At 65.5% G+C, this 18,954-nt stretch carries 21 protein-coding genes; 12 read left to right on the forward strand and 9 right to left on the reverse strand.

Going from position 1 to position 18,954, the window contains the following annotated elements:
• Positions 1-84 precede the first annotated feature (84 nt).
• Positions 85-1,440: an ATP-binding protein gene (locus tag ACNFIC_RS16150; RefSeq protein WP_416781414.1), complete on the reverse strand. Its 1,356-nt coding sequence runs from the start codon at positions 1,438-1,440 to the stop codon at positions 85-87.
• Positions 1,437-2,102: a response regulator gene (locus ACNFIC_RS16155; RefSeq protein ID WP_416781415.1), complete on the reverse strand. Its 666-nt coding sequence runs from the start codon at positions 2,100-2,102 to the stop codon at positions 1,437-1,439. The genes ACNFIC_RS16150 and ACNFIC_RS16155 overlap by 4 nt, the downstream gene beginning before the upstream one ends.
• A 149-nt stretch (positions 2,103-2,251) precedes the next feature.
• Between ACNFIC_RS16155 and ACNFIC_RS16160 the strand changes: the two genes are divergently transcribed.
• The 5 genes from ACNFIC_RS16160 (at position 2,252) to ACNFIC_RS16180 (ending at position 7,488) form a co-directional block, all read left to right on the forward strand.
• On the forward strand, positions 2,252-2,518 hold the full coding sequence (locus ACNFIC_RS16160; RefSeq protein WP_416781416.1) for a PepSY domain-containing protein: 267 nt from the start codon (positions 2,252-2,254) through the stop codon (positions 2,516-2,518).
• The gene (locus ACNFIC_RS16165; protein ID WP_138219740.1) at positions 2,518-3,054 is read left to right on the forward strand and encodes a cytochrome b/b6 domain-containing protein; all 537 of its coding nucleotides are present in this window, start codon (positions 2,518-2,520) and stop codon (positions 3,052-3,054) included. The genes ACNFIC_RS16160 and ACNFIC_RS16165 overlap by 1 nt, the downstream gene beginning before the upstream one ends.
• 16 nt (positions 3,055-3,070) lie before the next feature.
• Entirely contained in the window at positions 3,071-4,747 is a 1,677-nt protein-coding gene (locus ACNFIC_RS16170) for a phosphoethanolamine transferase (protein ID WP_416781417.1), read from the forward strand.
• Between the two features lie 177 nt (positions 4,748-4,924).
• Positions 4,925-6,136, forward strand: coding sequence for an enoyl-ACP reductase FabV (gene fabV, locus ACNFIC_RS16175; RefSeq protein ID WP_205884548.1), 1,212 nt, complete (start codon positions 4,925-4,927; stop codon positions 6,134-6,136).
• Between the two features lie 443 nt (positions 6,137-6,579).
• The gene (locus tag ACNFIC_RS16180; RefSeq protein ID WP_416781418.1) at positions 6,580-7,488 is read left to right on the forward strand and encodes an alpha/beta fold hydrolase; all 909 of its coding nucleotides are present in this window, start codon (positions 6,580-6,582) and stop codon (positions 7,486-7,488) included.
• Positions 7,489-7,515: 27 nt separating this feature from the next.
• Here ACNFIC_RS16180 and ACNFIC_RS16185 read toward each other — a convergent pair whose 3' ends face one another.
• The 5 genes from ACNFIC_RS16185 to ACNFIC_RS16205 all read right to left on the reverse strand — a co-directional run bounded on the left by ACNFIC_RS16185 (position 7,516) and on the right by ACNFIC_RS16205 (position 10,232).
• Entirely contained in the window at positions 7,516-7,857 is a 342-nt protein-coding gene (locus ACNFIC_RS16185) for a HopJ type III effector protein (protein WP_138219744.1), read from the reverse strand.
• A complete protein-coding gene (locus ACNFIC_RS16190) occupies positions 7,854-8,147 on the reverse strand; it encodes a DUF1244 domain-containing protein (RefSeq protein WP_138219745.1) in 294 nt (97 codons plus the stop codon). Before ACNFIC_RS16190 ends, ACNFIC_RS16185 begins: the two co-directional genes overlap by 4 nt.
• Before the next feature lie 10 nt (positions 8,148-8,157).
• Complete coding sequence (gene folM / locus ACNFIC_RS16195; protein WP_416781419.1) at positions 8,158-8,889, reverse strand: dihydromonapterin reductase; 732 nt, start codon at positions 8,887-8,889, stop codon at positions 8,158-8,160.
• A 7-nt stretch (positions 8,890-8,896) separates the two neighbouring features.
• Positions 8,897-9,463, reverse strand: coding sequence for an antibiotic biosynthesis monooxygenase (locus tag ACNFIC_RS16200; RefSeq protein WP_416781420.1), 567 nt, complete (start codon positions 9,461-9,463; stop codon positions 8,897-8,899).
• A 151-nt stretch (positions 9,464-9,614) separates the two neighbouring features.
• The gene (locus ACNFIC_RS16205; RefSeq protein ID WP_138219748.1) at positions 9,615-10,232 is read right to left on the reverse strand and encodes a hypothetical protein; all 618 of its coding nucleotides are present in this window, start codon (positions 10,230-10,232) and stop codon (positions 9,615-9,617) included.
• Positions 10,233-10,437: 205 nt separating this feature from the next.
• Here ACNFIC_RS16205 and ACNFIC_RS16210 point away from each other — a divergent pair, with 205 nt between their 5' ends.
• Positions 10,438-10,893: a flavodoxin gene (locus ACNFIC_RS16210; protein WP_138219749.1), complete on the forward strand. Its 456-nt coding sequence runs from the start codon at positions 10,438-10,440 to the stop codon at positions 10,891-10,893.
• Positions 10,894-10,942: 49 nt separating this feature from the next.
• On the opposite strand, the gene ACNFIC_RS16215 is transcribed toward ACNFIC_RS16210, so the two are convergent.
• On the reverse strand, positions 10,943-11,821 hold the full coding sequence (locus ACNFIC_RS16215; protein WP_138219750.1) for a LysR family transcriptional regulator: 879 nt from the start codon (positions 11,819-11,821) through the stop codon (positions 10,943-10,945).
• Positions 11,822-11,921: 100 nt separating this feature from the next.
• Here ACNFIC_RS16215 and ACNFIC_RS16220 point away from each other — a divergent pair, with 100 nt between their 5' ends.
• From ACNFIC_RS16220 to ACNFIC_RS16235, 4 genes are all read left to right on the forward strand, one after another.
• Positions 11,922-12,308 carry a CidA/LrgA family protein gene (locus ACNFIC_RS16220; protein ID WP_416781421.1) on the forward strand — a complete coding sequence of 129 codons (387 nt, stop codon included), beginning with the start codon at positions 11,922-11,924 and terminating at the stop codon, positions 12,306-12,308.
• Positions 12,298-12,984: an LrgB family protein gene (locus ACNFIC_RS16225; protein WP_138219752.1), complete on the forward strand. Its 687-nt coding sequence runs from the start codon at positions 12,298-12,300 to the stop codon at positions 12,982-12,984. Before ACNFIC_RS16220 ends, ACNFIC_RS16225 begins: the two co-directional genes overlap by 11 nt.
• Positions 12,985-13,157: 173 nt before the next feature.
• Positions 13,158-14,063 (forward strand): alpha/beta fold hydrolase, encoded by a 906-nt coding sequence (locus ACNFIC_RS16230; protein WP_138219753.1) that lies wholly within the window; start codon positions 13,158-13,160, stop codon positions 14,061-14,063.
• Positions 14,064-14,180: 117 nt separating this feature from the next.
• Complete coding sequence (locus ACNFIC_RS16235; protein ID WP_416781422.1) at positions 14,181-15,089, forward strand: SDR family oxidoreductase; 909 nt, start codon at positions 14,181-14,183, stop codon at positions 15,087-15,089.
• Positions 15,090-15,362: 273 nt separating this feature from the next.
• Here ACNFIC_RS16235 and ACNFIC_RS16240 read toward each other — a convergent pair whose 3' ends face one another.
• Entirely contained in the window at positions 15,363-16,145 is a 783-nt protein-coding gene (locus ACNFIC_RS16240) for an IclR family transcriptional regulator (protein ID WP_416781423.1), read from the reverse strand.
• A gap of 198 nt (positions 16,146-16,343) precedes the next feature.
• Here ACNFIC_RS16240 and hmgA point away from each other — a divergent pair, with 198 nt between their 5' ends.
• Both hmgA and fahA read left to right on the forward strand, forming a co-directional pair.
• Positions 16,344-17,645 carry a homogentisate 1,2-dioxygenase gene (gene hmgA, locus ACNFIC_RS16245; RefSeq protein ID WP_416781424.1) on the forward strand — a complete coding sequence of 434 codons (1,302 nt, stop codon included), beginning with the start codon at positions 16,344-16,346 and terminating at the stop codon, positions 17,643-17,645.
• A gap of 3 nt (positions 17,646-17,648) precedes the next feature.
• Complete coding sequence (fahA, locus tag ACNFIC_RS16250) at positions 17,649-18,941, forward strand: fumarylacetoacetase (RefSeq protein ID WP_416781425.1); 1,293 nt, start codon at positions 17,649-17,651, stop codon at positions 18,939-18,941.
• Positions 18,942-18,954: the final 13 nt, after the last annotated feature.

Raw genomic sequence — 18,954 nt, forward strand, 5'->3', positions numbered from 1 at the left:
TGTGCCGCGCTCATTTGAGAAGTTTGTTTTTCTTTGCGATTGATCGGATTTGCAAATCAATCCCGGCCTGTGGACGGGCCGCGCTCAGCCACGGGTCGGCAGGCGAACCTGCACGCCAAAGCCCCCTTCGCGGCGGTTGAAGCATTCCAGCCCACCGCCCAGTTGCTCCACCACCAGCGCCACGACCGCCAGCCCCAGCCCGGCGCCCTGTGGGTTGTTGGCGCTGTAGAAACGATCGCTCAGGCGCGCCAGGCGTTCGGCTTCGACCCCGGGACCTTGGTCCAGCACCTGCACGTGTAACCACTGCGCGTGGCGGCGCAGCACCACGCTCACCTCGCTGCCGGCCGGGCTGAACTGCAAGGCATTGCCCACCAGGTTTTGCAGCATCACGGTCACGGCTGTGGGGTCGGCATCCAGCGGGCAGGGGCCGGGCGCGTCCAACACCAGCTCGACCTCGCGGCGCAGCGCCAGCGGCGTCAGTTGCGCCAGTTCCTCGCGGGCCAGGGCATCCAGGCATACGCGTTGGCGGGTCAGGGCCTGGGGCTCCAAGCGGGCCATGGTCAGCAACTGGCTGGCCAGACGGGTGGCGCGCGCCACGCCCTGTTCGAGAAACCCCAGCGATTCGTCGCGCTCGGCATCGCTGGCGGCGTGGCGCGCATTGCCGGCGTGGATCGCCAGTACCGCCAGCGGTGTGCGTAGCTCATGCGCGGCATCGGCGATGAAACGCCGCTCGCGTTCCAGCAGGCGGGTCAATTGCAGCAATTGATGGTTCAGGGCCTGGGCCATGGGCGCCAGTTCCGCTGGCAGGTCGCTGCAGGCCAGCGGCTCCAGGCTGTCCACCGGCCGTGCGCGCAGGTGCCGGGCCAGGCGTCGCAGGGGCCGCAGGCCCCATCCCAGCAGCAGCCAGATGGCCAGCGCCAGCAGCGGGATGCCCACCAGCGCTGGGGTCAAGGCCTGCTCGGCGATGCGCTGGATCAGGTCCTGGCGCAGGTCGTCGCGCTCGCCCACCCAAATCAGCAGGCCGCGCTGGCGGTCTTCGAGCAGCACGCCGCACCAGTCCTGGCCCTGGTACATCAAGTCGTGCACACCGGCGGCAGGCGGCGTCTCCAGTGGTGGCGCGTCGGCTGAGCGCATCAGCAACTGGCCGTCGCTGTGCCACACCTGGAATGCCAGGTTGATCTCGTAGGGGTGGCTGAGTAGCTCGCCGCTGGACAGATCCAGGGCCTGCTCCAGCGCCTGGCGCACGGTCTGCCAGTCCTGCGTGGCGGGCAGCTCCCGGAACAGCCCCTGTAGCACACGTGCCGCTTGCACCAATTGGGCGTCGTAGACGTTCTCGATGTCGCGGTGGCTGTCGCGCAGCACGCTCAGCACCAAACCCAGGCTCCCCACCAGCACTAGCAGCAGGGTCGGCAGCAGGATGCGCGTGCGGATGGCGCTCATGGGGTGTCCTCGACCAGATAGCCGACGCCTCGTACGGTGCGAATCAGCCCGCTGTGCAGCTTGCGCCGCAGGTTGTGTACCAGCACCTCGAGGGTGTTGCCGGGGCCGCTCTCGTGCCAGCCGTATAGCATCTCGCCCAGCCGTTCGCGGGTCAGCACCGTGCCGGGGCGTGCCAGCAGTTGGTGCAGCAATTGGAATTCCATGGGCGTCAGGGCCACCGGCTGGCCATGGTGGCGCACTTCGAAACGCGCCGGATCCAGGCTCACCCCGGCATGCTCCAGCAGCGGTTGCGCGCGGCCCTGGCTGCGCCGCAGAAGGGCGCGGATGCGCGCCTTCAACTCGTCCACATCGAAGGGTTTCACCAGGTAATCGTCGGCGCCGGCATCCAGCCCCAGGATACGGTCCTGGGTGGCGTCGCGGGCTGTCAGGACCAGCACTGGCACATCGGGCCTGGGGCTGGCGCGCAGGGTTCGCAACAGGTCGAGGCCGTCGCGCCGGGGCAGGCCGAGGTCAAGCAGTACCAGGTCGAAGTTCTCGTCGTTCAGGGCGCGCTGTGCGTCCAGGCCGTCGACCAGCCAGTCCAGGGTGTAGCCCTCGCCGCGCAGGGCCGTGCGGATACCCTGCGCCAGGGCCTTGTCATCTTCCACCAACAGTACGCGCATGCCTCGGGGCCTCCAGTCGAAGGCGCCATGATGGGGCCAGTTTGCAGCCTGTCGCCAAGGGAAATGTAACCAGGCATGACCTACTAAGCTGCCATTAAGCCTGGCCACGCATCGTGCAGGTCCACCTGTTTGAATCGGAGTTCATCGCTATGCGTACATTCCTCGCTTTGGCCCTGCTGCTGGGCAGCACGGGCGCCTTCGCCGCGACCCAGTGCACCACGGCTGACAAAAGCACCTGGCAAGACTCGCAGGCCTTCCAGGCCAAGCTCAAGGAGCAAGGCTACAAGATCAAAAAGTTCAAGGTCACCCAGGGCAACTGCTACGAGATCTACGGCTTGGACAAGGATGGCCGCAAGGTCGAGATCTACCACGACCCGGTCAGCGGCAAGGCCGTGAAGACTGAGATCGAAGACTGATGCAGCCCGCCACGGTACGCCTGTGGGACCCGCTGGTGCGGGTGTGCCACTGGTCGTTCGCCGGTGTGTTCATCGCCAACTACTTCATCAATGAAGAAGGCGAGGACTGGCACCAGTGGCTGGGTTACTACGCCGTGGGCTGCCTGCTGGTGCGGGTGGTCTGGGGTTTCGTCGGGCCGCGCAGTGCGCGCTGGTCCGACTTCTGGCCCACCCCTGCGCGGCTGGCGGCTCACTGCAAGGCGTTGCTGCATAACCAGCCTTATCATCGGCTAGGCCATTCGCCCCTGGGCGCCCTGGTGATGGTGCTGATGCTCGTCTGCATCGCAGGCCTGGGACTGACCGGCTTTTTGGCTGAAGAAGTCGATGCCCTGTGGGGCGCCGACTGGCCGATGGACCTGCACAGCCTGCTGGCCAATAGCTTGCTGGCGCTGGCCGGCGTGCACCTGCTGGCAGCCGTGGTAGAGAGCCTGCGCCTGCGCGAGAACCTACCGCTGTCGATGATGACTGGCCGGCGCCGCCACCGCGACGACCCCTGACCTGCGAGAAATCCCCATGTTGCTGTCCCTCATCTCGCGCCCGGCCCCTGCGCGCGGCGCGGCCTGGTTGCGCCTGTGCGCGCTGGCCAGCCTGAGCTGCGTGTTGCTGCTGGCCGACGACTTCATCCAGCAACTGTTCGGCGGCAACAACCGCGCCGAGTTGGAGGCCGGTTGGGTCGCCGGGCTGTGGGCATTTTGCCTGGCCCTGTGGCTGTGCAACCTGCGCGGCGTGGTCGTGGCTGTGCTGCTGGGGTTCGCCGGCATGCAGTTGTTGCAGTTGGGCAATATCAGCTTCTTCGGTGAGCCGCTCAGCGCCCTGGATATCCACAGCCTGCTGCGCGAGCCGGGCGAGGTGATGCAGACCGCCCGGCACAGCCTGGGCATGCACTGGCACGCAGCCCTGAGCGTGTTGCTGCCCTACACCGTGCTGATCGGGCTGCACTGGCACTTGCCTGGTCGGGTGGTGCTGCCGGCCAGCCGCTGGGCGTTGGTGCTGATCGCCGTGGTGCTGTTGGCCAAGCCCTACCGCGCCACGTATCGCAATCTGGATTCCTTCACCCCCGGCCCCAGCCGTAGCGGGCTGCACAACAGCCTCAACGCCTTCTCGGCCTGGGCCGTGCGCCTGGCCTGGCGTGCGCCGCCAGCGTTGCCCGCAGCGCCGTTCGCCGCCTACCGGCTCAACTCCATCCCCAGCAGTGCGCGGCATGTCTGGCTGGTGGTGGCCGATTCGCTGCGCAGCGAGCGCATGGGGGTGTATGGCTATGCCCGGCAGACCACGCCACGCCTGTCGCAGTACCTGAGCCGTCACCCCAGCGCCTTGGTGCGCCCTGGCGTGGCGGCCGGTGTGGCGACTGACGTGAGCCTGCCGTACCTGCTGAACCCGATCCGTGAGCCGGGTCAGGACCATCTGTTGCGCGACGGTCACGTCAACCTGTTCCGCTTCGCCCGTCAGGCCGGCCTGCGCACTTACTGGATTTCGTCCCAGGAATCGCGCCTGCTGGCGCACCTGGGCAGCCGCTACCTGGATGTGTCGATTACCCGCGAGGATCATCCGCTGCGCTTTCTCAAGCGCCAGGACCACGCCTTGCTGGATATCCTCGACCAGCAGCGCTTTGCCGCGCGCAATTTCGTGGTGCTCAACCTGCGTACCGCGCACCTGCCCTACGCGCAGAACTACACCCATCAGCCGGGCCAGGCGCCCTGGCCGGACCAAGGCCCTCAAGGGCAGGCCAATGCCTACGACAATTCGATCCACTACCTGGACGGCCTGCTGGAGGAGGTGATCGCACGTTTCGACCGGCTCGAAGGCGAGCGCTACCTGGTGATCACCGGTGACCACGGTCAGCGCCTGGGCGAGGACGGCAAGTGGGGCCACAACGACCTGGTGCCTGAGGTCAGCGACGTGCCGGTGATCGTCCTCAGCCGTGACGCTCCGGGCCAGGCAATGGCGGCGCTGAGCGCCGAGCGCTGGGTCAGCCATTACGAAATTGGCAAGTGGCTGGCGGCGCGCCTGGGCACGCGCATCGACAACCCCAACCTGCGCAAGGATGAGCACTTCGTCCAGGGCAAGCTGTTGTTCAGTGACAACTTCATTCAGCCGGTGTGCGAGACCGCCACGGGCTTGGTGCACCTGGCGCCGGTGCAGTTGAGCGCGTGGCTGGGCGGGGAGAGACCTGCCGGCTGTGGCGGTTGAGTCGGGCGCCTGGGGTGCGCCGCCCGGCAGGCGCATAGCGCAGGGCGGTTTTGCATCGCAGGCCTCACCCCGTAATATGTGTCGGATAACGTCCGGGGGTAGTCTCACCCTCCAGATCAAACGCAAACGCCCCTTATGCGGGCGCTTGCTCAGCCTAAACCTGACGAGGTACAGACATTGGCCATCATTCATCCCAAGGTTCGCGGTTTCATCTGCACCACGACTCACCCGAAGGGCTGCGAGCTCAACGTCCGTGACCAGATCGAAGCCACCCGCAAGCTGGGCGTGCGCGAAGATGGTCCGAAGAAAGTCCTGGTGATCGGTGCTTCCAGCGGCTACGGCCTGGCTGCACGTATCACCGCCGCGTTCGGCTTCAAGGCCGACACCCTGGGCGTGTTCTTCGAAAAGCCGGGCACCGAGACCAAAGCCGGTACCGCCGGCTGGTACAACGCCGCAGCTTTCGACAAGTTCGCCAAGGCTGAAGGCCTGTACAGCAAGTCGATCAACGGCGACGCGTTCTCCGACGAAGCCCGCGCCAAGGTCATCGAGCTGATCAAGAACGAAATGGGCGGCAAGGTCGACCTAGTCATCTACTCGCTGGCCTCGCCGGTGCGCAAGCTGCCGCAGACCGGTGAACTGATCCGTTCCTCGCTCAAGCCGATCGGTCAGCCGTACAAGTCGACCGCCATCGACACCAACAAGGACACCATCATCGAGGCCAGCATCGAGCCGGCCACCGAGCAGGAAATCGCCGACACCGTCACCGTCATGGGTGGTCAGGACTGGCAGCTGTGGATCGATGCCCTGGCCGGCGCCGACGTGCTGGCCGAAGGCGCCCGCACCGTGGCCTTCAGCTACATCGGCACTGAAATCACCTGGCCGATCTACTGGCACGGCGCCCTGGGTCAGGCCAAGCAGGACCTGGACGAGACCGCCCTGCGCCTGGACCGGAAACTGGCCGGCGAAATCAAGGGTGGCGCCAACGTAGCGGTGCTCAAGTCGGTGGTCACCCAGGCCAGCTCGGCCATTCCGGTGATGCCGCTGTACCTGTCGATGGTGTTCAAGATCATGCAGGAGAAGGGTGTCCACGAAGGCACCCAGGACCAGCTCGACCGCATGTTCCGCGACCGCATGTACCGCGCCGACGGCGCCCCGGCCGAAGTCGACGAGAAGGCGCGCCTGCGCCTGGACGACTGGGAACTGCGTGACGACGTGCAGGACGCCTGCAAGGCCATGTGGCCACAGGTGACCACCGAGAACCTGTTCGAGCTGACCGACTACGCCGGTTACAAGAAGCAGTTCCTCAACCTGTTCGGCTTCGAGCGCGCTGACGTCAACTACGACGAAGACGTGGCCACCGACGTGAAGTTCGACTGCATCGAGCTGTAAGCCCGAGGCCTGTACCGGCCCGCTGCCTCAGGCAACGCGGCCGGTGTAGGAGCGGCCTCGTGCCGCGAAAGGGCTGCGCAGCAGGCCCAGGATCTACGCCATGGCAGGGATCTCGGGGCCGCTTCGCAGCCCTTTCGCGGCACAAGGCCGCTCTCATAGAACTACACATAACTTTTTGATTTAGCAGGGGGCGTGGGAGCGGGCTTGCCCGCGAACACCGGCGAAGCCGGTGCCATACACCGAGTCACCTTCTTCGCGGGCAAGTCGGGGCGCCGAACCGCCGCTCCCACAGGGTACGCGGCGCGCTTGCGAAATCAGTTCTCTGCGCGACAGCGCGGCCCAAAGGGCTGGGTAATCTCCTACAGGTACAGCATTGGCCGGTCTGGCCGGTACAGCCAAGAGTAATTTTGCTAGCGTAGGCGCATACCCGCAGGGAGCGCGCCATGAGCAGCCATACCCAGCCTGCCACCCCCTTTCGCCACACCGCAGCCGACGGCTACAGCCTCGCCGGTTTCCGTTGGCGCCATACTGCCCCCGCGCCCCAGCGCCCGCTGGTGATCATCAACGCCGCCACCTCGGTGCGCTGCCGTTACTACGCGCGTTTCGCCGACTACCTGTTCGCCCAAGGCTTCGATGTGCTGACCTACGACTACCGTGGCATTGGCGAGTCGCGTCCGGCGTCGTTGCGCGGTTTCCAGGCGTCCTGGAGCGACTGGGGCCGGTTGGATTTCGAAGCCATGCTGCAACTGGCCGCTGCCCAATACCCAGGCCAGCCCGTGCACGTGGTGGGGCACAGCTTCGGTGGCTGGGCGCTGGGGCTGGCGCCGTCGGCGGCGCGGGTCGAGCATGCGGTGCTGGTGGGGGCGCAGTTCGCTTACTGGCGCGACTACGCGGCGAACCAGCGTTGGCGCCTGGTGGGCAAATGGCACGTGCTGATGCCGTTGCTGACCCGCATGTTCGGGTATTTTCCCGGCAAGCGCCTGGGCTGGCTGGAGGACACGCCTGCGGGCGTTGTGCGCGACTGGAGCACGCCCACGCCGCGCTACGAACACCGGCCCAGCGGGCGGCAGCTTGAGCACTTGCCGTTTTCACAGGTGCGCGCGGCAACCCTGGCGCTTAGCCTGACTGACGATCCCTTCGGTACGGTGGCGGCGACCGAGCGTCTGCTGGCCTATGTGCACGGGGCTCAGCGCAGGCATTTGCGCGTGGCGCCTGTGGATATCTCGGTCGGCGAGATCGGGCACTTCGCGTTTTTCCACGATCGCTTTCGCGACCGTTTGTGGCCGATTGCGCTGGGCTGGTTGCGGGAGGGGAGGTTGGCGGCAGATGTGCCGGGTACGGTGATTAGCTGAAAGGGCCGCAAAGCGGCCCCAGCCGTCTTATGCCAGACGCGTCAATGGCTGCGCGGCGAACTTCACGCCCGCCAGCCCATGCTTGATCAGCGCACGGATGTTGCCGTGGTCGCTACCCTCGGGCGTGGCCAGCACGCTGCGGTAGTGCTCGCCGAACGCCAGCAGGGCTTCCTGGTCGCTCAGGCCTTCCAGCAGGGCCAGGCCCAGGGTCTTGCACGACCCTTCGTTCTGCCCGGCGGCGTTGTGCACTTCGCCGTTGTCGAAGGCCTGGGGTTGGTAGCTGTAGTGCGCGGCCACGAACGCCAGGGTGTCGGCGAAGACGTGTTCGCCACTGGCGAGGCTGCGGCGCAGGGTGTTCAGATCGGTCACTGAGGTTTTCCTTTTTCGAACGCCGCCTGTTGCTCGGCGCTGGCTTCTTTCTGGTATTGGGCTTTCCACTCGGCGTAAGGCATGCCGTACACCGCTTCACGGGCGTCATCCAGGCTCAGTTCAAGCTGGCGCTCGTCGGCGGCAGCCTTGTACCACTTGGACAGGCAGTTGCGGCAGAAGCCGGAGAGGTTCATCAGGTCGATGTTCTGCACGTCGGTGCGCTTTTGCAGGTGGTCGACCAGGCGCCGGAACGCGGCGGCTTCGAGTTCGAGCTGTTGTTGTGGAGTCATGGGGCGTCTCTCAGGTCATGCGGTTCTTCAGGTGGCGGCCACCGTTGATGACCACCTGGCTGCCGGTGCTGTACTGACTGTCGAGCAGGAACAGCACGGCGTCGATCAGGGGGCGGGCGCCGGGTTCGAATTCCAGCAGGGCTTTTTGCAAGGTCTGGCGGCGGTAGTGCTCGTCACCGCCCTCCTTGAGGATCAGCAGGCCAGGCAGGATACCGTTGACCCGGACCTTCGGCGCGTACTTTTCGGCGAACGACAGCACCATGTTCTGTAGCGCCGCCTTGGTCGCGGCGTAGCCGATGTGGCTCTTGCTGCCGCGCGAGGAGGTCTCGTCGCAGATATGGATGATGTCGGCCTTGTCCACGCGGTTCAACAATTCGCCCAGGGCGAGGTTGAGGTGGTAGGGCGCTTCGACGTGCAGGCTGAACATGGTTTGCAGGTTGTCCAAGCCATCGTCGAGCCACAGCGAGGCGTTGTGGATCACCGCGCGTAGGCCGTCGTACTGGCTGTGCAGGTGATCGATCAGGGCCTGGCGGTCGGCGGCGACGGTCAGGTCGGCCCGGAATTGCCGGATGTTCGGGTGCGCCGCGTCGGCGTGAACGTGACGGCTGGCGCTGACCACCGTATGGCCGGCGTTTGCCAGTTCCAGCGCCAGAGCCAGCCCGACACGCTGGCTGGCTCCGGTGATGAGGATTGGGCTATTCATGTTCGGGGCGGTCTGTCGTTTTTGCGGATGCCCCAGCATACCCGAACTAGATAGCCTTGCGGGCCTGCGCCGTGCGTGGCTTGGGTGCGGCGTTCAGCCAGCCGGCCAGCAGCCGCGTCGACAGCGGGATGAACAGGTACACCATGAGCGGCGTCAGCGCCAGCGTACTCAGCAGCACCCGTGGCACTAGTTCGAGGGCACCCAGCCAATGGCCGAACAGCAGGTTGAACAACAGCGAGACCGGGAAGAACGCCAGCCAGATGGCCGTGGCTTGCTTCCAGCGTGGCGGTTTTTGCACCGTAGCGGTGCCGAACCAGTCGTCGATACCGCTGACGCGCTGCGTCTTGGGGCCTTCGAACAGGCCGTCACCGCGCTTGAGCCAAGCCCGGCGCGAGGCTGAGTGCTCCCACGTGTGCATGCTCTGGTCGCTGGTAAAGCGGAAGATGATCTGGAATTCGTCGCTGCCTGCGGGAGGGGCGAGGATGCCCGAGCCGAGGTAGCCGGGGAAGTCGGTGGCCAGCTGCTCGCCTTCGTGCAGCCAGGCCAGCAGGTCCTGGTAGCGGCCATGGGCAGCGCGGCGCGACACCATCAAGGTGACGGGATGGGTAGACATCGTGTATCTCCTGGCGACGGGGCTGGCGGGTAGCCGGCCCCTTTGGCGTGCGGCCCGGGGTGGTGGGCGGCGCAAGCTTGCTTGCAAGAATCGGGCAAGGATTATCGCTGATTCGGCGGCGCTGCAGTAGCTGTTCGTCGGCGTGGGGGGGTCAGACGTTGGCTTGCGCGTGCAGCTCGGGGTGGGCCTGGCGATGGGCCTGGAGGATATAGTCGCGCAGGCGCTCGATCTCTTCGGCCGGGCTGGGGGTCAGGTCGTAGGCGGCCAGGTCTTTGCTGATACGTCGGCGCAGGGTGCCACTCAAGCCAATCGGCGGGATGCCTTCTGGGGCGAAGCGCAGGTCGAAGCGCGAAGGCGCCTGGGACAAACCGCGCAGCTCCAGGCGCACGCCTTTGAACGAAATGTCGCGCACCCACAGCGCGCTAGGCTGGCCATGCGCGTCGAGCAGCGCCGACGGTTGCGCCAGCGACAGGCGCCAGGGCCGCAGCATCGGGCCGTCTTCGTAGATATCGGGCGCGCCCAGTTGCAGGTGCACGGCATGGAATTCATCTTCCACCAATTGCAGTGGGAAGCTGATTTGTTGGTTGTTGAAGTTGGCCTGCAACGTCACGTGTTCGTTGGCCACCAGGCGGGTGAGCAGATCTTTCAGGCGGCGGTCGCCGTTGACCAACAGGCTCGACATTGGGTCGGCCAGGTTCAACTGCGGGGTGTGCTGCATATCCTGGATGAAGTCCAGCTCGTCCTGAGAGAGAAGGGCGTCTGCTTGCATGGTCGAACTCGATGGGCAATCGAAAAGGGCGATGGAGGCACGGCGATGGACCGCGGTGAACGCGATTGGTTCCCGTCATTGGTCGGGTGCGGCGCGCGCCGCTGATGGCAGGCCTTCGGCGCGGGTGCGCTCGAGGAGTGCGGCCTTTTGCCACTGCTGAGTGCTAGTATCCTACGTTTTCACTCAGTTTCGGAACGCTCTCCCGATGAAAGTCGCCATTATTTCCGGTTCGGTGTACGGCACCGCCGAAGAAGTCGCCCGCCATGCCGAATCGCTGCTCAACGCCGCCGGCTTGCACGCCTGGCACGCGGCCCGTGCTACCCAGCAGGACCTGGAAGGTTTCGCCCCGCAAGCGCTGCTGGCGGTAACCTCGACCACTGGCATGGGCGAGCTACCCGACAGCCTGATGCCGCTGTACAGCACGCTACGCGACACCCTGCCTGCCGCCTGGCGCGGCTTGCCGGGGGCGGTGATCGCCCTGGGCGATGCGAGCTACGGCGACACCTACTGCGCGGGCGGCGAGCAACTGCGTGAGCTGTTCGCTGAACTGGGCGTGCGGGAAGTGCTGCCGATGCTGCGTCTGGACGCCAGCGAGACCGTCACCCCGGAAACCGATGCCGAACCCTGGTTGGCCGAGTTCGCCGCAGCCCTCAAGGGCTGATGCCGGTGGCAGGGCAAGGCGCCGCGCCGACTTGCCCTGCGCCATCGCCTCAGCGTGCTTCTTGCAACAGGGCCAACCAGGCCTGCGCCGCCCGTGACAGATACGCCCCACGGCGCCAGATGAAGGCGATGTCCCAACGCAGGTCATCTGGCGCGCGCAACGGCAAGCGCACGACCCCCGGGCGCTCTAGTGCCCGCGCGACGATAGCCGGCAACAGCACCACCCCTTGGCCGGCTGCCACCAGCGCCACGAGAAAGTCCGCCTGGCCGCTGCGGCCGCCTTCCTTGGGCGTGAAGCCCTCGCGCTGACAGGCGCTGAGCAAGCGGTCATTGAGCACGAAGCTGCGCTGATAGAGCAGGAACGGCGTGTCGGCCAACTGTGCCAGTGCCACCTCGGGCAGGCCGGCCAGCGGGTGATCGACCGGCAACAGGGCATCGAGCGGCTCGTTGCAGAACGGTTGGTAGTCGAAGGTCGGGTCGCTGGGCGTCAGGCTGCCGCCCAGTTCCAGCTCGCCACTGTTCACCGCCTGCTCGACCATGCGACTGCCGCCTTCGAGCAACTGGATGGCGATGTTGGGGTAGCGCCGACGGTACTCGGCGAACAGCCCGGCGAACAGCGCATCGCTGCCCAGCAGCGGCAGGCCCAGGCGCAGCTCGCCACGGGCCATCTGGCCCAGGTCGTCAAGCTCGTTCAGCAACTCTTGGCGCTGGCGCAGCATCAGCTCACCGCGTTCCAGCACGATGCGCCCGGCAGCGGTCAGGTGCAGTTGCGAGCCGTGGCGCTCCAGCAGCGGCTGGCCGATGCTGTGTTCGAGCTGGGCAACCTGCTTGCTCACTGCCGATTGGCTGATGTGCAGGGTGCTGGCCGCTTGGGTGAAGCCGCCTCGATGGACCACTTCGATAAAGCTGCGCAGTTGCTTGAAATCCATGGCTTCGATTCCATTGTGGAATGGCTTCAAGTCTAACAATTCGCTTCTGGCGTGGGTGGGCGACTTTTACAATGGCGACGTTGCCGAGGAAGCCCCGCCCATGAACCGTACATTACTGAACAAGACCCTGCGCCTGGTGCTGGAGCTGGCGGTGCTGCTCGCGCTGTTTCTGATCGGCGGCCAGCTCGCCGCTTGGCTCGGCTGGCCAATCCCTGGTGGCGTGATGGGCCTGGCGCTGTTGCTGATGCTGTTCGCCAGCGGCGTGCTCAAGCCTGCGGCCCTGCAATTGGGCGCCGCTTGGCTGATGGCCGAGATGCTGCTGTTTTTCATTCCCGCGCTGATGAGCCTGCTGGACTACGGCACGCTACTGCGCAACGAGGGCGGGCGCATCCTGCTGGTGATCGCCCTGAGCACCCTGCTGGTGATGCTGGTCACCGCGCTCACGGTCGAGGCGGTGTGCCGTTGGAGGCTGCGTCATGAACCTTGAACCGATGTCGCTGTTCTGGCTTGTCTTCACCCTGCTTGCCTACCTGGGGAGCCGTTGGTTGTACCGGCGTACCGGGCGTTACCTGCTGTCGCCGTTGATCCTGGTGCCTGCGCTGTTGCTGGCCGTGGCCGTACCGCTGCATACCGCGTATGCCGAGTACGCGCGCAACACCCATTGGCTGATGGGGGTGCTGGGGCCTGTGACCGTGGCCTTTGCCGTGCCGATCTGGCAACAGCGTGCATTGCTCGCCCGGCACTGGCCTGCGCTGCTGCTGGGCATGCTGGCCGGCAGCGTGGCTTCGATCGGCAGCTCCTGGGCGTTGGCCCATGGGTTGGCACTGGATGAGGCGGTGAGTGTGTCGCTGCTGCCGCGTTCGATCACCACCCCGTTCGCCATGCCGGTAGCCCAGGACCTGGGCGGGGTGCCAGAATTGACGGCGGTCTTCGTGATGGTCACAGGCGTGCTCGGCGCGCTGTTCGGCGGCATCCTGCTGCGCTGGCTACCGTTGCGTACCCCGTTGGCCCGTGGCGCGCTGTTTGGCGTGGGCGCCCACGGTGCCGGGGTGAGCCGCGCTCGGGAAGTCGGGGGTGAAGAAGGCTCGGTGGCCGGCCTGGTCATGGTCCTGACCGGCCTGCTCAATCTGTTCGCCGCGCCCCTGTTGGTGAAGCTGCTGTGACCGTTCGTGCCACCGGCTCGCACGGTCACTAGGCTGGCTGCCAAGGCAACTTAATACCTTTGTATTGCCTTCTAGACTGATCCTCGACATAGAGAGCACACGCATGTGCCGAGGTAACGTGCAATGAACGCAGCCTTGCCCTATTCCGACACTTACACACCGGGACACCGCTGATGCCACTGGCTGAAATTCCACTGTGCGTCTGGCGCACCCGGAGCCAGGGTTTCACCTTCCGGGGCCAGAGCATTCGATACTGGACAGCAGGGCAAGGAGAGCCACTGCTATTGCTTCACGGTTTCCCCACCGCCAGCTGGGATTGGCACTACCTGTGGGGGCCGCTCACCCAACGCTTTCGCGTGGTGGCCTGCGACATGCTCGGCTTTGGCGATTCGGCCAAGCCGGCAGACCACGACTACAGCCTGCTGGAGCAGGCCGACCTGCAGCAGGCGTTGCTGGCGCACCTGAACATCGAGGCGCCGGTGCACCTACTGGCCCATGATTATGGCGCCAGTGTCGCCCAGGAACTGCTCGCGCGGCACCACGAGCAGCGCCTGGAGATCGCCAGCTGCGTGTTCCTCAACAGTGGGCTGTTTCCCGAACTGTGCCGGGTGTTGCTGATCCAGAAACTGCTGCTCAGCCGCGTAGGCTGGCTGGTCGGGCGCTCGTTCAGCCGTGACGATCTGGTGCGCAATGTCAGCCAGGTGTATGGGCCCTGTACCCACCCCAGCGAGAGTGCGCTGGACGACATGTGGAGCCTGATCACCGCCAACCGCGGCTCTCGCATCATGCACAAGCTGATCAACTTCATGCACGAGCGCTTTGCCCTGCGCGAGCGCTGGGTCGGTGCACTGCAACGCGATGGCGTGCCGCTGCGCCTGATCAATGGCGTGGTCGATCCGCTGTCAGGGGCGCACATGCTCGAACATTACCAACAGGCGGTGCCGGGCGCGGATACGGTGGCGTTGCAGGGTATCGGCCACTACCCGCACACCGAGGCGCCGGTGCAGGTGCTGCGCCACTACCTGGCATTTCGCGAGCAGCCGTTGGCCTACATCCCGCAGAAAATCGCCTGGTCCTGACCCGGCGATCATCGCGCTGCGTTATCACCCGGCATTCGCCAGGGTGGCGCTTGATTGTCCGCTTGTGGTCGCTGGCGGACACTGCCAGGCATCCTTTCCTTGCCTGGAGCACAGTCGATGAGCGAACCGGTACGTCTTGAAGATCGAGTGGTGGTGGTCACCGGTGCCGGTGGTGGCCTGGGGCGGGCCCATGCGCTGCTGTTCGCCGCGCACGGCGCGCAGGTGGTGGTCAACGACCTGGGTGGCTCGACCTTTGGCGAGGGCGCCAGCGTATCGGCCGCCGACCGGGTGGTACAAGAGATCCGCGCGGCCGGTGGCACCGCCGTGGCCAACCACGACTCGGTCACCGATGGCGCGCGTATCGTCGAGCAGGCGCTGGACAGCTTTGGGCGTGTCGATGTGCTGGTGAACAACGCTGGCATCCTGCGCGACAAGACCTTCCACAAGATGGACGACAGCGACTGGGAGCAGGTCTACCAGGTGCATGTCGAAGGCGCCTACAAAGTCACCCATGCCGCTTGGCCACACCTGCGTGCGCAGAACTGGGGGCGGGTGATTTTCACCGCCTCGACCTCGGGTATCTACGGCAACTTCGGCCAAGCCAACTACAGCATGGCCAAGCTCGGCCTCTATGGGCTGACCCGCACCTTGGCCATCGAAGGTCGCCGGCACGGCATTTTGGTCAACGCCATTGCCCCGACTGGCGGTACGCGCATGACCGAGGGCTTGATTCCTGCACAGGTGTTCGAGCGGCTTAAGCCCGAATTGGTCAGCCCGCTGGTGGTCTACCTGGGCAGCGAGCAGTGCCAGGACAGCGGCGCGTTGTTCGAGGTCGGCGGCGGCTGGGTGGGCAAGGTGCGCTGGGAGCGCAGCCTGGGGGTCGGGTTCGATCCGCGTGAAGGCTTCACGCCGGAGCAGGTGGCGCAGAACTGGGCGCGTATCGGTGATTTCGACGGCGCCGTGCACCCCGATGACAGCGTGCAGGCATTGCAGCAGATGATGGAGAACCTACAGCGCCATGCGTAGGTGTGCCGACAGGCATAAAAAAGGCCGCTGCAAACGCAGCGGCCAATCGAGACGTTAGATCAAGGAGCTTCAAAATCAACGTCGGTGAACCTGGGCGGGCGTGAAGGGCGAGGGGGAGATGCCCTTCGTGCCGGCCAGTGAGATCAGAATAAGCGCTTGATCCTGTAGGAAAAATACCTACTCATGACATTCACCTTTACGTTTCGGGTAAAAGTGCGGCGGCGACTATAGCCATTCCAGCTGCGCAACAGGCGTAATGCTTTGTAAGGGTTTCTAAGGGGTGCCGCTAAATCCCATCCGCCAACTGACCGCCTGGGCGGCGGCCAGCAGGCGCTCGGCTGCCGGGCCGTGTGCGTCGGCATGGAAGATCGAGGTTGGCCCGACCACGGTCATCACCGCGGCAATCTGCCCCATGGCATTGAATACCGGCGCCGACAGGGCATCGACCCCTGGCATCAGCAAGCCATGTACATGGTGCAGGCCGCGTGCGCGGATCTCGGCCAGCAGCGGTGCATAGTGCTCGGCACGCTGAGCCATGGCCGCCAACTCGCGCGCTTTCAGCTCGGCGGTTTCGCGCTCCGGCAGGTGCGCTGCGAACACCAGGCCGGTGGACGAACTCAGCAGTGGCAGTACCGAGCCAATCTGCGTCACCACCGTCACCGCGCGCACCGCAGGCTCGATGCTCACCACGGTTGCGCCCTGGTTACCCCACACGGCGATGAAGCAGCTTTCGTTGAGGGCGTCGCGCAACGCCGACAGCGGCAGCGCGGCGACTTTCAGCACATCGATGCTGCCCAGCGCCGCCATGCCCACGCGCAGCGCCTCTCGGCCCAGGCCGTAATGGTTGGTGGCCGGGTCCTGTTCAGCGAAGCCGCTGGCGATCAACGCTTGCAGGTAGCGGTGCACCTTGCTGGCCGGCATGTCGACGTGCTCGGCCAGACGCGACAGCGAAGTGGACGGCGAGAGTTCGGCCAGGGCCTTGAGGATGTCGGTGCCGACTTCCGCCGAGCGGACCTTCTGTTTGCCGTTGTCGGCGCTGCTGCTGGCTTTGCTCATGGTGAACTTCTGTGTGGGATGTTTCGGGTTGGCGCCTTTATAGCTTGACGCCCACGTGGGAGCAAATTACGTTATTCGTAATCTGATTACGATAAAAACAATGCAGACGCGCTGCCAGCCTGGGCCCATTCGGGGTTGTACAGGGTTGGGCTTTGCAGCCAGCTGCCCGCAGAGGCTCCCCGCAGCCCGGAGGCACCGATGACCCGCAGTACCCCTTGTGAACTCGCCTACCTGAGCGGCTTTGGCAACGAATTTGCCAGCGAAGCCCTGCCCGGCGCCCTGCCGGTGGGGCAGAACTCGCCACAAAAGGCGCCCTACGGCCTATACGCCGAACTGCTCTCGGGCACCGCATTCACCATCGCCCGCAGCGAATTGCGACGCACCTGGCTGTACCGCATTCGCCCCTCGGCGCTGCACCCGCGTTTCGAGCGCCTGGCCCATCAGCCCCTGAGCGGCGCCCTGGGGCCTGCCAACCCCAATCGCCTGCGCTGGAATCCGCAACCCATGCCGGCCGAACCCACCGACTTCATCGAAGGCTGGGTGCCGATGGTGGCCAACGCCCCGGCGGACAAGCCGGCTGGCGTAAGCGTGTACATCTACCGGGCCAATCGTTCGATGCAGCGGGTGTTCTTCAACGCCGATGGCGAGTTGCTGCTGGTGCCGGAGCACGGTCGCCTGCGCATCGCGACCGAACTGGGGGTGCTGCAGGTCGAGCCGCTGGAGATTGCGGTAATCCCTCGGGGCATGAAGTTTCGTGTGGAGTTGCTCGACAGCCAGGCGCGTGGCTACCTCGCCGAGAACCATGGCGCGCCGCTGCGCCTGCCAGACCTGGGCCCGATCGGCAGCAACGGCCTGGCCAACCCGCGCGATTTCCTCACCCCTGTCGCCCACTACGAAGAGGCCAGCGGCCCTGTGCAACTGGTGCAGAAGTTTTTGGGCGAGCACTGGGCTTGCGAGTTGTCGCACTCGCCCTTGGACGTGGTCGCCTGGCATGGCAGCAACGTGCCGTACAAGTACGACCTGCGCCGTTTCAACACCCTTGGCACGGTCAGCTTCGACCATCCCGATCCGTCGATTTTCACCGTGTTGACCTCACCCAGCAGTGTGCATGGCCTGGCCAACATGGATTTCGTGATCTTCCCGCCGCGCTGGATGGTGGCCGAGAACACGTTCCGGCCACCGTGGTTCCACCGCAACCTGATGAACGAGTTCATGGGCCTGATCCAGGGCGCCTACGATGCCAAGGCCGAAGGTTTCCTGCCGGGCGGCGCCTCGTTGCATGGCGTGATGAGTGCCCACGGCCCGGACGCCGAAACGTGCGACAAGGCCATCGCCGCCGACCTCGCACCGCACAAGATCGACAACACCATGGCCTTCATGTTCGAGACCAGCCAGGTGTTGCGTGCGAGTCAGCAGGCTTTGGACAGCCCACAGTTGCAAGCCGATTACGACAGTTGCTGGGCGAGCCTGCCGAGCACCTTCAACCCGAACTGGAGATGACCGATGACCCCCACACCCCTTGCCCTTAGCTGGGTTACGCACGCCAACGGGCACCGCGACTTTCCGCTGCAGAACCTGCCGCTCGGCATCTTCAGCCGTCCGGGGCAGGCACCGCGTTGTGGCGTGGCCATTGGTGAGGCCATCCTGGATATCGAGGCCGTGCTGGCCGCTGGCCTGTTCGACGGTGCCGCCAAGGCCGCCGCCGAAGCCACCCGAGGCGGTGCGCTGAATGCCTTCTTCGCGCTCGGCCGTCCGGCCCGCGTCGCGTTGCGCGAACGTCTGCTGGCGTTGCTTGGCGAGGACAGCGAGCACCAGCAGGTGCTGGCGCCGCTGTTGTACCTGGCCAGCGAATGCCACATGCACCTGCCGGCCAAGGTCGGCGACTACACCGATTTCTACGTGGGCATCCAGCACGCGACCAACGTCGGCAAGCTGTTCCGCCCGGACAACCCCTTGTTGCCCAACTACAAGTACGTGCCCATCGGCTACCATGGCCGCGCTTCCACCTTGCGTCCGTCAGGCACCGACGTACGCCGTCCCAAGGGCCAGACCTTGCCTGCCGGGCAGAGCGAGCCAAGCTTCGGCCCGTGCGCGCGGCTGGACTATGAACTGGAACTGGGGATCTGGATTGGCCAGGGCAATGAGATGGGTCAGGCCATCCCGATTGGCGAGGCTGACACGCACCTGGCTGGCCTGTGCCTGCTCAACGATTGGTCGGCGCGGGATATCCAGGCGTGGGAATACCAGCCGCTCGGCCCGTTTCTGTCTAAGAGCTTCATCACTAGCCTGTCCCCCTGGGTGGTGACTGCCGAGGCGCTGGCGCCGTTCCGTTGCGCCCAGCCACCGCGTCCCGACGGGGACCCGCAGCCGTTGCCCTACCTGCTCGATGCCCGTGATCAGGCCAACGGCGCCTTCGACATCGAGTTGGAGGTGCTGCTGCTGACCGCGCGCATGCGCGAGCAGCAACTGCCCGCGCACCGCCTGGGATTGAGCAATACCTTGAACATGTACTGGACCGTGGCGCAGTTGATCGCCCACCACAGTGTCAATGGCTGCGCGTTGCAGCCGGGCGACTTGTTCGGTTCCGGCACCTTGTCCGGTGCCAGCGCCGATTCGTTCGGCAGCCTGCTGGAGATCACCGAAGGCGGCAAGCATCCGGTCGAGCTGGCCAGTGGCGAGGTACGCAGGTTCCTCGAAGACGGCGACGAGATCATCCTGCGCGCCCGTTGCGTGCGTGAAGGGGTGGCCAGCATCGGCTTTGGCGAGTGTCGCGGCACGGTCGTCGCGGCGAACTGAGGAGGGCAGGGCG

Origin of the sequence: Pseudomonas sp. NY15463 (assembly GCF_048068415.1) — a bacterium.
Classification (GTDB): domain Bacteria; phylum Pseudomonadota; class Gammaproteobacteria; order Pseudomonadales; family Pseudomonadaceae; genus Aquipseudomonas; species Aquipseudomonas mosselii_C.

What these genes read in the sequence shown, in the direction of transcription:
- ACNFIC_RS16225 (WP_138219752.1), top strand. Translation starts at nt 12,298, where the DNA reads ATGAACCTTGAACCGATGTCGCTGTTCTGGCTTGTCTTCACCCTGCTT.
- ACNFIC_RS16165 (WP_138219740.1), top strand. Translation starts at nt 2,518, where the DNA reads ATGCAGCCCGCCACGGTACGCCTGTGGGACCCGCTGGTGCGGGTGTGC.
- ACNFIC_RS16170 (WP_416781417.1), top strand. Translation starts at nt 3,071, where the DNA reads ATGTTGCTGTCCCTCATCTCGCGCCCGGCCCCTGCGCGCGGCGCGGCC.
- ACNFIC_RS16215 (WP_138219750.1), bottom strand. Translation starts at nt 11,821, where the DNA reads ATGGATTTCAAGCAACTGCGCAGCTTTATCGAAGTGGTCCATCGAGGC.
- ACNFIC_RS16230 (WP_138219753.1), top strand. Translation starts at nt 13,158, where the DNA reads ATGCCACTGGCTGAAATTCCACTGTGCGTCTGGCGCACCCGGAGCCAG.
- ACNFIC_RS16240 (WP_416781423.1), bottom strand. Translation starts at nt 16,145, where the DNA reads ATGAGCAAAGCCAGCAGCAGCGCCGACAACGGCAAACAGAAGGTCCGC.
- ACNFIC_RS16180 (WP_416781418.1), top strand. Translation starts at nt 6,580, where the DNA reads ATGAGCAGCCATACCCAGCCTGCCACCCCCTTTCGCCACACCGCAGCC.
- ACNFIC_RS16205 (WP_138219748.1), bottom strand. Translation starts at nt 10,232, where the DNA reads ATGCAAGCAGACGCCCTTCTCTCTCAGGACGAGCTGGACTTCATCCAG.
- ACNFIC_RS16235 (WP_416781422.1), top strand. Translation starts at nt 14,181, where the DNA reads ATGAGCGAACCGGTACGTCTTGAAGATCGAGTGGTGGTGGTCACCGGT.
- ACNFIC_RS16220 (WP_416781421.1), top strand. Translation starts at nt 11,922, where the DNA reads ATGAACCGTACATTACTGAACAAGACCCTGCGCCTGGTGCTGGAGCTG.
- ACNFIC_RS16200 (WP_416781420.1), bottom strand. Translation starts at nt 9,463, where the DNA reads ATGTCTACCCATCCCGTCACCTTGATGGTGTCGCGCCGCGCTGCCCAT.
- ACNFIC_RS16190 (WP_138219745.1), bottom strand. Translation starts at nt 8,147, where the DNA reads ATGACTCCACAACAACAGCTCGAACTCGAAGCCGCCGCGTTCCGGCGC.
- fahA (WP_416781425.1), top strand. Translation starts at nt 17,649, where the DNA reads ATGACCCCCACACCCCTTGCCCTTAGCTGGGTTACGCACGCCAACGGG.
- ACNFIC_RS16210 (WP_138219749.1), top strand. Translation starts at nt 10,438, where the DNA reads ATGAAAGTCGCCATTATTTCCGGTTCGGTGTACGGCACCGCCGAAGAA.
- hmgA (WP_416781424.1), top strand. Translation starts at nt 16,344, where the DNA reads ATGACCCGCAGTACCCCTTGTGAACTCGCCTACCTGAGCGGCTTTGGC.
- ACNFIC_RS16150 (WP_416781414.1), bottom strand. Translation starts at nt 1,440, where the DNA reads ATGAGCGCCATCCGCACGCGCATCCTGCTGCCGACCCTGCTGCTAGTG.
- ACNFIC_RS16155 (WP_416781415.1), bottom strand. Translation starts at nt 2,102, where the DNA reads ATGCGCGTACTGTTGGTGGAAGATGACAAGGCCCTGGCGCAGGGTATC.
- folM (WP_416781419.1), bottom strand. Translation starts at nt 8,889, where the DNA reads ATGCTGGGGCATCCGCAAAAACGACAGACCGCCCCGAACATGAATAGC.
- ACNFIC_RS16160 (WP_416781416.1), top strand. Translation starts at nt 2,252, where the DNA reads ATGCGTACATTCCTCGCTTTGGCCCTGCTGCTGGGCAGCACGGGCGCC.